Genomic DNA, 12599 nt, shown 5'->3' on the forward strand with positions numbered 1-12599 from the left:
CATTCGCGCTTGCCGGGCACTTCAGCCAACTTCCGCTAGACTTCCAGCCCGCCCGCGCGCCTCAACCCAATATCCGCCGCGCCAGCGCGATCAGCTGTTCCGCTGCATCCACGCCGCCGGCCAGTTCGGCCAGCACGTCCTTGTCGGTTTCCAGGATTTCCTCCACGTCGTCGATTCCTCCCTTGCGCAGTTGCTGTTCCAGCGCGGCATCGAGCTTCAGCTTGCCCAGCGCCGTGCGCCCTGGCGCCCGCGGCAGCACCAGCCACAGCCGCACATCCGCGCCGGGCGCCAGCGTCACGCCTTCCCGGCTCGTCAACACGACCTTCCCCGTGTCGTCCAGCACGCGCGGCAGCAGCATGCCCAGTCCCGCCAGGCGTGCCGTTTCTTCTCCATCGAAGGTGGTGGCGAAGTTTCCGTTGCCATCGGTAACGCCGACGTTTGCCACAGGCGCGCCTCGCGCATCGGCCAGTTCGATGCGATAGCCGGGCTGGCCCTGGTCTGCCGCATCGACCAGCCTGCCGCCCAGCGACGAGCCCTTGCCGTCCGGCGGCGCCTGCGGCGCCACGGCGGCGGACGAGACGGCCAGCACCTGCAGCGTGGCCATCGATGCTTCGGTCTGCGTTTTCACCTCCAGCACCTTCGGGTGGTCGGCGCCCAGCTTGGCCTCCAGGTGCAGCGTCTCGGCCTGGTAGGCGCGTGTCAGCGCCGCCTGCGTGGTGGCGACATGGGTGACCGACTCCACCGTATAGCGCCTGGCCAGCGGCGCCAGTTCCCTCTCTGGCAAGGCATCGGCCTCGACCGTGCCGCCCAGTTGACCGGCATGCGCCGCCAGCGCCGGGGCGGCGAACGTGCCCACGGTGGTCTGCCCGCCCGCGGCATTGCGGCAGAAGGAGGGATCGAAGATGTGGTTCGGCGCGTCGACCGTCTGCGGGACGTGCGGGCCGGTCCTGGGCGGGAAGGCGAAGATGCAATGGTCGGCCTGGTTCAACGCCGTCATATTGCCCCGTAACCCCAGGCTCAGCATCGACAGCGTGCGCACGGCCTCTTCGCGCAGGCGGCCGCCGGTGGCCCGCACGGTGTCGCCGATCAGCACCGTATTGCAGAAGAAGGGTTCGCGCCGCATCACGGAACTGGTGTTGCTGGCATAGCTCACGTCGTCCATGCACAGGATGGCTTGCGACATCAGCGAGCGATTGACGGTATCGAGCCGGGCGAAGTTATCGTCATAAATCGTTTCTCCGCCGGGCAGCGAACGTTCCGCCTGCACGCTGTAGCTGCCCGGGTTCTCCAGCTGGTCGCCCAGCAGCCGGGCGATCAGCCGGTGGATGCCGACCAGGTTGACGATCAGCACGCAGCCGAACGCCGCATCGATGAAGCCGAAGCGCCCCGTGAACTCGCTGCTGAAGTGGTTGTTGGCGACCGACACGGGACCGAACGCGAACGCCGTCAGGGCGCGCCCGGCCGGCTGGTCGACACGGTTGTCATGCACGCGCAATGCCGGCTTGCGGCCGCTGGAGGCGGACAGTTTTTCGCTGAGCGCGCCCGCGAAGCGCAGGTAGATGCCGCCGCGCAGGCCGGCACGGCGGCTGTCCTCGAAGCCGGCGGTGGTGGCGCCGTTGGCGGTCAGCGTGTTGTCGGTGATCTCCACGTCGTTGCCCCAGCCGACGAACACGCCGCACGCCGGGTCGGCCGCGCTGGCGCCGTTTTCGGTGACATGGTTGCCCGTGATGACCAGCGAATCGACGATCGCCAGCGAAATGCCGCCCCGGCCGATTTCCTGGGCCTGTTCCAGCATCGCGTCCGTGAAGGGATTGCGCAGGTTGCGGTACAGCCGGTTATTCAGGATCACCAGGTCGCGCACCGGATCGGTGGCGCGCAACAGCGGCGCGAGCGCGAGATTGAACAGTGCCGCATCGATATAGTCGAGCAGGTTCTGCTTCGGCGTGCCCGTCGGCGCGGCGCCGCCGCCCGTCGCCAGCCTGGCCCCCGTGCGCAGCGCGAAGCCGATGCCGGACAACCCCATCAGCGTGACCTTGTTGGCTTCGATGGTAATCTCGTGCAGGAAGCGGGCCCGCGGCGCGCGGTCCTGCTGGCGCGGTGCGACGACGATCACATGCAGGATGCCATTTCGCTCAGGCACCGGGGTCACGCTGACGATGCGGAAGGATGGCGCGACGGCCAGCAGGTTCGGGCCCGGCGTGGTCATGATGCCGACCCGGCCGTTCGTACCGCTCGGCGCCATGCGGGCTTCGTCGACGGTCGGTCCCACATACACGGCGACGCCGGCGAGGGCCGTCCCGGCTTCGTCCTGCACCAGGCCGCGGAACTGGCCGCGCTCGCCCGCGTCGACAGCGACCGGCGGATCGTCGTCCGGCACCGGTTCCGGGTTTGGCGGGGGTGGCGGATCGAGGTCGCCGCCCAGTACGATGCCGTCGCCGGCACCGCCGGTGATCTCGTTTTCCAGCAGGCGCACCCGCTCGCAGCCGACCCGCAGGTGGATGCCGCCCAGCGCCCGGTAGGGCTGGCGCAGCACCAGCAGCGCGAGCACGTAGGTCCATGCCAGCTGGGCATACGCCAGCACCAGGTGGGGGTGGCGGTACAGCACCTCCGGCCTGGCGCATGGATCGGCGGGGTCGCGCGTGGGATCGTCGTCGGGTCCGTCCGGACGGTCCGGCCGGTCCGTAAACGGCAGCAGCACCAGCGTGTTGCGCTCGACAAGGCTGTCGTCCGCTTCCAGCGAGATCGTCGTCAGCCCCTCGGCGGTATCGAGCAGGTGCAGGCGGTTATTGTCGATGTGGAGTCCGGCCGAGGCATTGGCGCGGATGCAGTGCAGCCGGCCCAGCATGCGCGTGGCGTCGATCCGCACATCGCGGCTGGCGTCGACGAGGATATCGATACCGTCCAGGGTGAGCAGGTCGACGGTATGCACGCGGATGCCGCTGCAGTCGACGAAGTGCAAGATCGGCTGGAAGCGTGTTTCCGTGCGCGGCAGGATCGCCGTGCGGCGCGAGCAGCCGTGGATGGTGATGTCGCGGCGGCCCTCCAGGCGCAGATTGGCGCGGTGCAGGCCGGGCAGCAGGCACAACTCGCCGCCGGCCGCCGGCAGGTGCATGGCGGCCACCTCCAGCGAGTTGAAGTCGCCGAAGGTGCGCACGCCGTCGCCGATCAGGAAGGTGCAGCAGGTCTTGCGGGTCAGCGCGCCGAAGCGGTGACGGCAGTCCTCGATGACGGGCATGAAGTTGTTGCGCGGGCCGGTCCAGTTCAATTCGGCCAGCGGCACGCGGTGGTACACGATGCCAGTGGGCGGCGCGTCGTCGACCAACACCTGCGGGTTGGCGATTTCGCCGGCGCGCACCGTGAATGTCCAGTAGTCGCCGGGCCGGTAATTGCCGGCCGCCGGCGCGTCGAACGCGAGCCGGATACCGTCGCGCAGCTCGGCCGGGTTGGCCACGTCGGGAAAATCGGCGATGTTGGCGATGCCGTTCCACAGCCGGATGAACACCGGCTCCGTGGTGGCCGGCAGGGTACCGAAGGTGGCTGGCGCGGCCAGCTCCAGGTCGTGGTCCGTGTTCAGCGTGGCCAGCGTGCCATAGACGACCTGCCAGGCGCCGATCAGTTCATCGTATTCCAGCGCTTCCAGGTAGAACTCGGTCAGCCCGGAATGCACGATCGGGGCGCGGCCCGCGTCGAGGATGATGCGATCGGGGTTGGTGCCCGTCTCGAAACGGCCGCGGCCCACCAGGCCGCCGTTCCACTGGCTCCACTTGAAGCGGGGCGGCGTGGCGGGGGGCACGTCGGCCACTTCGATGCGATACAGGTTGTGCTCGAAGCCCGTGTAGCCGCCGCCGCCCACCACCGGGCAGTCGCCGGCGATGGCCACCACCGGGGCCAGCGAAGCCGTCAGCCGGCCCTTCGATGCCGGGTCGTCCGCCAGCCGGCCGCGGATCGACAGGCAATCCTCGCCGGGCTCCAGGCGCAGCAGCCGGATGCGGAAATTCACGAACGCGCGTTCCGACGTGTCCGGCCCGCCCAGCGCCGGCTCGATCAGCCGCTGCGGATACTGGAAGCCGTGGATGGATTCTTCCGACACCTCCAGGATCACCGCATCGCGCACGCCGTCCTCGATCGACGCGGGCGTGGGCAGCGGCGTGGCCAGCGGCGGGCCGAAATAGCTGGCCAGGCGCTGCACCGGTGCCGCCGGATCGGCCGCCTCGCCCGCCAGCCGGGTCAGGATGCCGTCGGCCCACGCGTGGCCCGGCAAGAGCGATACCAGCACGTTGCCGCCGCTGACCACGGCCGACACCACGCTGAAGCCTTCCGGCTGCGTGGCCGGCACCGCGCAGATGCCGGCGCCGATGATGTCGCGCCCGGCCTGGCCGTTCCAGCCCAGTTCCAGCAGTTCACCCTCCGTCAGGTCCGCGTCGGACATCACGCGGCCCTGCTGGTGCAGCACGCCGCTGAGATTGCGCAGCACGCCATCGGCCGGTTCGTCCACGCCGCGCTCGTGCTGGTGGGGATCGAAGTTCAATACCGAGAAATCGCCTTGCATAGCATCCCCCTGTTCTGGCGCCGCCGATGTGGCCGCGCATGTGACCGCTCATGTCGATCGGTCTTCTCACTGCTCATGTCACCTGCAACACCAGCGGTCGCACGCCCACCGGCATGAATTCACGCAACCTGATCTGCAGGTTGGCCCATTTGTGCGCCTCCAGCAGGAAGCCGAAGGCCCCCATCGCGTCGTCGCCCGGCCCCAGTTCGCGCACCCGCCGGTCCGTGGCGCGCGCCAGCTGGCCGTAGCCGGGATCGTTGAACCGTTCGGAGGTGAAGACGATGCGCGCGTCCGGCGCATGCACGCAGTAGTGATGCGGCGGCAGGCGGTCGGCATCGTCGGAAAATGCCGTCCACTTGATGCAGCCGTGCTGGTTGTCGAGTACTTCGAAGCGCTGGCTGAAAATGCCGCCAAGCCCGCCCACCGCCGCCACCCGCGCGGCACCGAAGCAGGTCAGCCCGTCGAAATCGAGCCGCGCTCCCCAGCCTGTAGTCGGGTCGGTCGCCGCGCCGATTGCCAGCACACCCGCCGGCGCGTCGCCGAAACCCAGGCCGGCGTCGACGATGCTGTCGGCGATGGTGAGCCGGTAGCGTTCGTCCACGGCGATGCTGCCGGTGACCGAGCGCTGGATCACGATGTCGGGCGTCGGCACGAAATCGTCCTCGTCGCCCGGGTCGGCGAAGCCGTAGCCATTTTCCAGCCGCAGCGCGGGCTGCATGGCGGCGCGGCTGCCATCGCGCAGCCCATGCCCGCCGGGTGCCAGCGTGCAGCCGAGGATTTCCAGCCGTGCCACGGCGGCGCGATCGACCAGCGCGGCGCCGGCCGGGAAAGCGGCGCCCGGCGCCAGGTAGAGTCCTTCCAGCCGCACGGCCGGCGTATCGGGCGTGGCGTCGCCCGCCACCACCGGCCGCAGCGACAGCGGCTGCGCCAGCCGTATGATCGGGCGCTGTCCGCTGGCGGCCCGGATCGTCAGGTCGTTCGCCAGCCGCAACGATTCGGTGCCGTCGATCGCGGTGCCGGGCACCAGCGCCAGGTCGATATCGTGCACCAGGCTGTCCGCGATCTCGATGATCACTGGCGCTGTCGCGATGTCGAGGTTGTCCAGCGCCGCCTGCAGTGTGATCCCGCCGGGCACGGCGCCGACCGTGCGCAGGTCGGCCAGGACTGGCGAAGGGGCGGCGCGCCGCGGCACCGGATGGGCACCCACCGGCCCCGCCGCGCCATACGTAAAGCTGGCGAACATGCGCGACACGGCCTGGCCGCCATCCAGCACGATCAGTTCATCGGCCTGCGTGGCCGTGTCCAGCCCGACCAGCACGCGGCCGATGCGCGGGTCGACGACGATCTCGCCGCCCCGCAGCGGCCGCCGCAAGCCCGTCTCCCACGCGCACAGGTTGTCGCCCCGCACCAGCCAGCGCCATTCGGTGGCCGGCGGCACGGGCACCAGCAGCGCTTCCAGTGTCTCCGGCATGAACAAGTGCAGGCCCACGTCGGCCAGGTCGAAGCCGTCGGGCGGCGTGCCGGCGGCATTGAAGAAATCCACGGCAACGTAGGCTTCCGGATGACCGGCCGGGGTGCCGCTGTCGAGCCGCGCAGCCAGGATCGGGCCCGGCACGGCATCGGGCGCGGTCAGCGGTGCCGCCGTGCCGCCCGACAGGGCCGGCCCAGGACGCGCCGTATTGAACAGCTGGACGGGCAGGTCGAGCGGGTGCAGGTCGAAGCGCAGCGCAAAGCTGGCGGTGCCGGCCGGCGCCGGTGTCAGGTCGACGACCGGCTGGGCCAGCGGCCGGACCGGCGGCAGGCGGTAGGCGGCGAGGCGCCACAGGAAGATGGCCAGGTTGGGCAGGTTGACGTGGCGGACATCGGCTTGCGCGGCCTTCACGTCCGCGGTGTAGGCAAAAGTGTCGAACGGGGTGCCCAGCAGGGACAGCGCGGCCGGATCGCGCAACGGCGCCGTGCCGCCACGGGGAATGTGGAAACGGGTCAGGGCCGGGTCGGCATACGGCGGCCGGCCACCCGCATCGGGACGCTGGTGGTTCAGGTGCTGCGACCAGCCGAGGTTTTCGCGCAATTCGACGCAACGGCAGGCCCAGCCCGTGAGGTTGGCGGCCAGCCGCTCGATGGCGCCCAGCGTGCCCTTGCGCCGGCGCAGGGCGATGGTATCGGCCACGTCCGCACGCAGCGTGCGCGGGTCGCCCTGCAGGTGGGATGTGCCCAGCAGGTCGGCCACGTACGGGATCACCCAGTCGTCGCAGGTATCGATGAACAGGTCTTCGTACAGCTGCGCGATGTCGGCATGCAGGGCGCCGAACGGCCCCTCGACGGCGGCCAGGTAGGCGCGCAGCTGGTTGGCGGGCTCCTGTTCCGCGTCCCGCGTGCGGTAGATCTCCGGCAGACGCTCGTACAGGGGAACGGGCGGGTTCGAGGTGGTGCTCATGCGCATTCTCCCGCCGAAGGTTCGGCCAGCGCCGTCAATGTTAGGTGCGATGGCGCCAGTTGCAGCAGCTCGCGTGCGCCGCACGGCAGCACCAATCCGGCCGGGCGCGGCGCTGGCGGCAGCAGCAAGGCTTCCGGCTCGGTCGCGTTGGGCGGGAAGCGGCCGAGGGCCGTCACCTTGCACCACAGCACACCTGGCACGTTCTGCAGCCGGCCCTCGATGCGGCTGGCATACTCCCGTTCGCCCAGGCGCCGCGCGCGCAAGCCGAACAGCCCCGTGCGCTCGGCCGCCGGATCGCCCGCCAGGCCCAGCGCCGCGCGCAGGGCCGCCTCGACGTCTTCCTGGCGCCAGGAAGGGTCGCGCGCATAGCCGATGTCGACGAACACGTAGCGCAGCAGCGCCTGCTGCACGACCAGCGGGAAACGGTCCGGGCCGCGGCAGCGCTGGGCGTGGGCGAGCGTCGCCCGCACGGCCGAGAACTCGCCTTCGCGGCCCGCTTCCAGCAGCACGCGCAGGATCAGCGCCGGCACGCCCACGTGCAAATCCCACGCCGCCGCCGCCGTGACCACGCCCGGCACGCCCAGCGTCTCGGTTTCGTAGTCGCGGATGCTGACCAGGCGCCCCAGGCTCTGCACCTTGCCGGGCGCCGCCTCGCGGGCCTTGTCGGCATCCTCGGCATCGGCGCCGCCCGAGACGATGCCGGCCAGCGTCACCTTGTCGAAGCCGGGCGGGCGTTCGGCCGTGGTGGGCTTGGTGTCCGGCTTGAGCGGGCCGCGTGCGCCGGCGCCGCTGCGGTAGCGCGCCATCACGTTGCCCAGGCCCGACGGCAGGCGCGACCCGGCCTGGCCGTCGCCGAACTGCACGAAGCTGCGCCCTTCGGCATCCTCGCGCACGATGTAGACCTGCTCTTGCGGGCCATGGCCGAAGAAGGCATCCACGCGCTGCCAGAGCCGGCCATCGACGTAGATCTCCAGCGCCGGCGCCCATGGCGGCACGCCGTCGGACGACAGGAAGTAGCTCAGCGGCGTCTTGGGAATCGCGAACGTCTGCCAGCCCTGGCGGGCGTCGCCGTTGCCCAGCACCACGTCGCCTTCCGCCTTGCCCTGCGAAGCGTCGACGAGATTGCCGTACACGGTCACGGTGGGCGCCGTTTCGTCGAAATCGGCGTGGCGGAACGGCGCGGGCAGGCGGTCGAACACCAGCGGCCACATTGCCGGCGGGTCGACAGCCAGCGTTGGGAACTCGCTGGCCGCGCTGGTGCACGCCAGCTCGACGCTGCGGCCATCGTCATGCGCCAGGAACAGCCGGCGGCCAGCCAGCAGGCGCGCCTGCGCCGCCGTGCCGTAGAAGTGCAGGGTATCGTGGGTGGGCGTGAACCCGCCGTTCCTGCCATGCGCCACGGGTTGCAGGCGCAACGCGGGGCTGGTGACTTCATGCAGCCGGAAGTCGCGCACGTCGCTCGTATAGGAATACGCGATCGTTTCGTCGACGAGCGGCCGGTCCAGCGTCAGCAGCGTGCCGGGGCCATTGACGTTGCCGAAGCCGACCGTGCGGAATTCCACCGCCGTCACGCCGCGCAGCAGGCTCACGTTCACCGGCGTGCCGTCATCCCGGCTGATCCGTGTCTGGATCACCAGGCTGCCGCCGGGATGCAGGTCCGCCACTTCCACGTCGAGGGGGAACAGCTCGGGCGGCAGGCCGAGCGACGCCTCGGTATCCGTACACTCCCACGTCAGGTGGCGCTGGTACCGGGTGTCGTATTGCGTCGCCCCGGTGATGGTGCCGCTGGCCGGCGTGGTGCTGACCGTTTTCGGCGGCGCGTTGTGGCCCAGGTGGCGGAACGTGCGGTTGATCCGGTAGGCGGCCACCGGCGTGGCCCATTGGCGCAGGATGGGCGTCTCGGCCTCGACCAGCAGGCGGCCCAGCAGCCGCGTGACCGTCTTCACCTTCACGACCTGCGCGCGGGCCTGGTTCGCGGGAACGCCGCCGTTCGAAGTCCATGGCGGCTCGGGCGGCAGCAGCATCAGCCGGTCGCCCGGCTTCAGTTCGAAGGCGGCCAGGCTGGCGGAATCGGCGGCGCCGGCAACGCTGGACACTTCGAAAGTAAACGTGCCGGCGGCCAGCGTGGCCGCGTAGGCGCGCGGCCGGTACAGGTGGAAACGGCCCAGGTGCGGCCAGGCTTCCAGCGGCGCATCGGTCTGGAAGTCGGCGGGCACCGGCAGGTCTTCCAGCTCGACCTTGACGGGAAAGCCCGCGGCGATCGGCACGGGCTTGTCGCCGCGCGCCTCGAAGGCCAGGGTGGCACGGCCACGAATGGCGGGGGACAGCCGGTAGCCGGTCAGCCGCACCAGTTCGGCCACGCTGTCGCGCCACGCCGCCGTGCGCAGGTAGGCTTCGTTCGCGTAATGCTCCTGGTAGAACGTCAGGATATCGCCCAGGATCGCGGCGCCTTCCAGCAGCGCGATGGCGGGATCGTCCGCTTCCCGATGGGTCCACGCGGCCAGTTCGGGTGCCGCGTCGATGCCCCGGATCATCGCGGCCAGGAAATCGGGATAGCGGCCGATGCGGTAGTCGATGCGGGGCAGGCCGGGCCGGTTGAACGCGCGGCGCGGGAACAGCACGGGATCGAAGATCAGCGGATTGCAGGCCATCATTGCCTCCCGCCCTGGATCTCGAAGCGGATGCTGCCCCGCTCCAGGTGGGCCGGATCGTTCGCCAGCAGCAGCACTTCGTCGAACGCCATGTCGAGTACCTCCCGTCCCGGCAGGCCGGGCTGCGGCGCCGAAAAACGCTTCATGGTGATGCGCACGACATGGCGGATGCCGGCGATGTGCCCGATGCGGCCCTCGATGGCGCTGCGGTGCAGGGCCTGGCCGAAGGTCCACTGGTCCGGGTGGAAGAAGCCGCGCCGGCCATCCGGCGTCCACGTGTCCGAGAACTCCTGCTCCAGTACTTCGCGGATATCCTCGCGCCAGTAGGTATCGGCCACGCACACCACCACCAGGATTTCCAGCGGCACGTAGCGGGGCGGCCGCAGTTCCAGGTCTTCGCCGATCAGCCGCACCGCCTCCAGGTGGCTAGCGATGCGCGGCGACAGTTCCGCCCACAGCATGTCCGACACTTCGTCGCCCGCCACGGCAAAGCCGGCCGGATCGATCGCGATGCGCACCGTGCGCCAGCTGCCCGTCCACGCATAGCGGGCCACGGCCCGGGCCACGCCGGGTACTTCCTCGGCACGGCGCACATAATCCGCCAGCGTCACGGCGCGCAGCTGGCGGACCCGGAACGCTTCCGGCGCGTTGCGGCGAACCTGTTCCGCCGGCTCGGGATCGCTGCCATCCGTGACATCGAACGGATTCGTGACGGCCACCACCGCGCCGGTCAGTGCCCCGGTCAGCGCCCGGCTGTTGACCAGCTGGTCCGCGCCGATATTGCCGGCATGGCCGCCGCCTACCTGCAACTCGGCGTGGACGATGGCGCCGGACGGCAGGCCACGGCCGTTGGTGCCGTTGCCGAAGCGCAGCACGCTGCGGCGCAGTTCGTCCGTTTCCACCATGTAGTGGTCGCCGTTCTCGGCCGAGTCGTCGCTGTGCACCAGGCTTTCCACTTCATCCCAGCGGTCGCGCACGCCGCCTGGGGGCTCGACTTCCACGTACAGCGTGGAACGGGCCGCCAGCTCGCCAGCCGCGCGGATCCCCGGCGGCGGCGCCAGGTAGGCCAGCGGCACGTCGTCCGGCAGGCTGGCGAAGGCCCAGTCCGCACCATTGCCGAAGCGGTCCAGCCGGGAGTAGTGGCGATGCAGCACGGTGGCGCTGCCGGTGGGCAGCGTGCTGCCCGGTTCCTGGAAATGCACCTCCAGCAGGCGTCCTTCATGCGCCATCACGAGGTTGCCGTAGAAGACCGATACGTGTTCGACGGTCGCCGGCGGCGGCCCGGGGCAGAAGGTGGTGAAGCTGAAATCGAAGCGCAGCGCGTCTTCCGGGCGCCAGTGCACGCGCACCAGCCAGGTGCCCGTGACCGGATCGAACACGGATTGCGCGGCGCCGCGCGCGGCATCGGTACCCGGCAGCAGCCGCAGCAACTGGCGCCGGCCGCGCCGGTAGCCGGCCAGGTTGCCGGTCCACGGGTTCAGCACCTCGGCGACCAGCATCTCGCGCCACAGGCCGTCGCGCACCAGGTCGCGCAGCGCATCGGCGTCCGCCTGCGAGCCCAGTCCGCCCTCTGGCACGAGGTCCGCGCTGGTACTGCCGGCCGCCAGCGCCGGCTGCGCGTTGCGCCACGTGTGCAGGTGCAGCCGGTTCAGCAGGGGATCGAAGCGCTGGCGTTGCGCGGGCGGCAGGCGGCGCTGGCGCGTGGCGAAGAACACCGCGTCTTCCCGCGCCGGCTCGCTGCCGGTCCATACCAGCAATTCCTGGTTCGCCAGCGTGAAGGGCGCCTGGCCGGCTAGGATGTCCAGCGCAAGCCAGGTGCTGGCCTGGTACCCTTCGTGGAGGTGATAGTCCATCAGCCGGGCATGGCGCGCCAGCGAGACGCGCTTGCGCGTGGTGCCCAGGTAGGCTTCCGCAATCACGCGGTCCTGGAAGTCGCTCAGTTCATCGGCCGCCGCGGCGAACAGGCCGATCAGCACCTGGTCATGGTCCGCCTCGCTCGTGCTGGCCCAGCCGGGCACCCGCGCCGCCATCGCCACCATCAGGGCGTGACGGAACGAGTCGTAGTCCTTGGCCAGGTAGTCGATCTCGGGACTCGCCGCTGCCGGCCGCCCCCCCGGCGCGGGAGCGCAGTCGTTCGTAAAACAGCCGGGGCGGAACTTGAAGCCGATCGCACTGAAGAAAGGGTCGATCGCGCTGGCGTCCCACACCAGTTCCAGCGTATAGGTCGAATAGTCGCCGACCGGCGCCACCCGTATCGCCAGCCGTGTGGCGTCGATGGCGGAGGCGGCGATGACCTGCACCTGCCCGGTCGCGCTGCCGGCCACGATGCGGGTGCCGCCGCGGATCCGAAAAATTTGCCGGGCGAGCACCGGGTCGCCGCCGATGTCGGCCAGGATCGCCGCGAGATGCAAGTCGTTGAAGAGATGCAGCTCCAGGTCCGCATGGGGCGGATCGGCGCCGGGCGGCAGCGCCACCAGGACCAGCTTCAGCCCGTTCAAGCCGCTGCTTTCCAGCACGTCGGCCCGGTCGTCGACGTAATCGGGGTAGAGGATGGCGGTCATGGCGCTTACCTCGAATTGCGCTGGAAGCGCACGATGCGCGCGTCGGCGCTGCCGGCCGGCAGGTAGCTCACCGTGACTTCCAGCGTGGCGCCCGCGTCGTCCCATGTCACGTCGACCAGCTGCACGGTAAGCCGGTGGCCCAGCCAGCGCGTGAGCGCATTGGTGATGCGCGCCTTGACGACGCCGCGCAGCGTTTCGGAAGCCGGTTCGAACACCAGCCGGCGCACGCCGCCGCCGAATTCGGGCAGGAACAGCCGCTCGGCGGGGCTGGTCAGCAGCAGCTGCAGCACCTCGTCGCGCACGTGCGTATCGTCGCTGGCCGGCGCCACCGTGCGCCCGTCGGTGCCGATGCGGAACGGGAAGGCCAGGTGGCGGCCGTTCGACAGGGTGTGCTGTGCCAT

The 12599-nt window shown here is 70.3% G+C and carries 5 protein-coding genes; all 5 read right to left on the reverse strand.

Features of this window, described 5'->3' with window-relative positions:
* Positions 1 to 61 precede the first annotated feature (61 nt).
* The 5 genes from OU994_RS16845 to OU994_RS16865 all read right to left on the reverse strand — a co-directional run bounded on the left by OU994_RS16845 (position 62) and on the right by OU994_RS16865 (position 12599).
* Positions 62 to 4549, reverse strand: coding sequence for a hypothetical protein (locus OU994_RS16845; RefSeq protein WP_281606796.1), 4488 nt, complete (start codon positions 4547 to 4549; stop codon positions 62 to 64).
* Between the two features lie 73 nt (positions 4550 to 4622).
* Complete coding sequence (locus OU994_RS16850; protein WP_281606797.1) at positions 4623 to 6986, reverse strand: phage tail protein; 2364 nt, start codon at positions 6984 to 6986, stop codon at positions 4623 to 4625.
* Positions 6983 to 9640 (reverse strand): hypothetical protein, encoded by a 2658-nt coding sequence (locus OU994_RS16855; RefSeq protein WP_281606798.1) that lies wholly within the window; start codon positions 9638 to 9640, stop codon positions 6983 to 6985. The genes OU994_RS16850 and OU994_RS16855 overlap by 4 nt, the downstream gene beginning before the upstream one ends.
* Positions 9637 to 12198 (reverse strand): baseplate J/gp47 family protein, encoded by a 2562-nt coding sequence (locus OU994_RS16860; RefSeq protein ID WP_281606799.1) that lies wholly within the window; start codon positions 12196 to 12198, stop codon positions 9637 to 9639. The genes OU994_RS16855 and OU994_RS16860 overlap by 4 nt, the downstream gene beginning before the upstream one ends.
* Positions 12199 to 12203: 5 nt before the next feature.
* Positions 12204 to 12599 (reverse strand): GPW/gp25 family protein, encoded by a 396-nt coding sequence (locus OU994_RS16865; RefSeq protein ID WP_130189617.1) that lies wholly within the window; start codon positions 12597 to 12599, stop codon positions 12204 to 12206.

The sequence above is a fragment of the Pseudoduganella sp. SL102 genome, from assembly GCF_027856995.1.
Lineage (GTDB): Bacteria > Pseudomonadota > Gammaproteobacteria > Burkholderiales > Burkholderiaceae_D > Rugamonas > Rugamonas albidiflava.

Bases quoted from the DNA above. Each gene is read 5' to 3' on its own strand.
- OU994_RS16845 (WP_281606796.1), bottom strand. From the start codon at position 4,549: ATGCAAGGCGATTTCTCGGTATTGAACTTCGATCCCCACCAGCACGAG.
- OU994_RS16850 (WP_281606797.1), bottom strand. From the start codon at position 6,986: ATGAGCACCACCTCGAACCCGCCCGTTCCCCTGTACGAGCGTCTGCCG.
- OU994_RS16855 (WP_281606798.1), bottom strand. From the start codon at position 9,640: ATGATGGCCTGCAATCCGCTGATCTTCGATCCCGTGCTGTTCCCGCGC.
- OU994_RS16860 (WP_281606799.1), bottom strand. From the start codon at position 12,198: ATGACCGCCATCCTCTACCCCGATTACGTCGACGACCGGGCCGACGTG.
- OU994_RS16865 (WP_130189617.1), bottom strand. From the start codon at position 12,599: ATGGCACAGCACACCCTGTCGAACGGCCGCCACCTGGCCTTCCCGTTC.